Here is a 924-nt window from a genome sequence, read left to right on the forward strand (position 1 = left end):
TTCTACTTTTTTGCTGTACTATTTTAGGGGATAGTTACAATTTTATCTTCCAGTTCTTTATAGTTATTAGATGTTTTATCAATGTTAAGGAGAGATAAATGCAATGCTATCGCTATTAATATAAACAAGATTACAAATACACCACATATTAAAACTACCATTTTTTTAGTTATTGTAATAGGTTGGTTTATATTTAATTTATTTATTAGCGTATCCTTCATTTTTTGCCTCCTTTTGTTTCTATCATTCGAGGAGGTACTTGATAAGTATCAAATTGAGGTTCTTGTTTAACTGAAGAAATAGGTTGTTGTTTTCGAGAATATCCTTTTTTTAGATGAAAACAAATTTCTCGTTCAACGTCATTAACATCTAAATTCCAAACAGGGCCAGCCATAACATGTAGTGCATCATTTAATAAAATTGGCCCCATTTTATATTGAACTTTAGGTAAAGTGCTTTCATAAAGAACATTGATATCTGAGTTAGTGCAAAGAGAATAACCTGATTGTTTTAAAGCATATTCCATTCCATCTTTAACTGTTAAATTTAAATTTTTAGGTAGTGAAATATTAATAATTTGATCTAAAACATATTTATGAATTGGATCATCTAGTTCAACAATGGTATATCGATCTGTCTGTAAAACTGGTGTAGGTTTAGATTCTATTTTAGACTTAGAACTAATAGTTTTAGAGTTATTTGTACATGCTGTTAATACAAATATTGGAAGCAATGCTAACATAGAGATAGCGATTTTCATTGTATTTACCTTTAGATTAATGTAGAAAGTAGAAAGGTAATGTAACTACCCCCTAAAATAGTACAGCACAAAAGTAGAAAATTCTCTATGATACAAGTAAAGGGGATTTAATGATGAAAAAAATGACTGAACATCAAATCGTCGCTATTTTAAAAGAAGCTGAA

At 28.5% G+C, this 924-nt stretch carries 2 protein-coding genes; both read right to left on the minus strand.

Annotated features, from left to right (window positions below; genetic code table 11):
* Positions 1–23: 23 nt before the first annotated feature.
* A complete protein-coding gene (locus A9G24_RS02195; RefSeq protein ID WP_065637579.1) occupies positions 24–221 on the minus strand; it encodes a hypothetical protein in 198 nt (65 codons plus the stop codon).
* A complete protein-coding gene (pilL2, locus tag A9G24_RS02200) occupies positions 218–760 on the minus strand; it encodes a PFGI-1 class ICE element type IV pilus protein PilL2 (RefSeq protein WP_065637580.1) in 543 nt (180 codons plus the stop codon). The genes A9G24_RS02195 and pilL2 overlap by 4 nt, the downstream gene beginning before the upstream one ends.
* Positions 761–924 lie beyond the last annotated feature (164 nt).

It is taken from the genome of Gilliamella sp. App6-5 (assembly GCF_001690525.1).
GTDB lineage: Bacteria > Pseudomonadota > Gammaproteobacteria > Enterobacterales > Orbaceae > Gilliamella > Gilliamella apicola_H.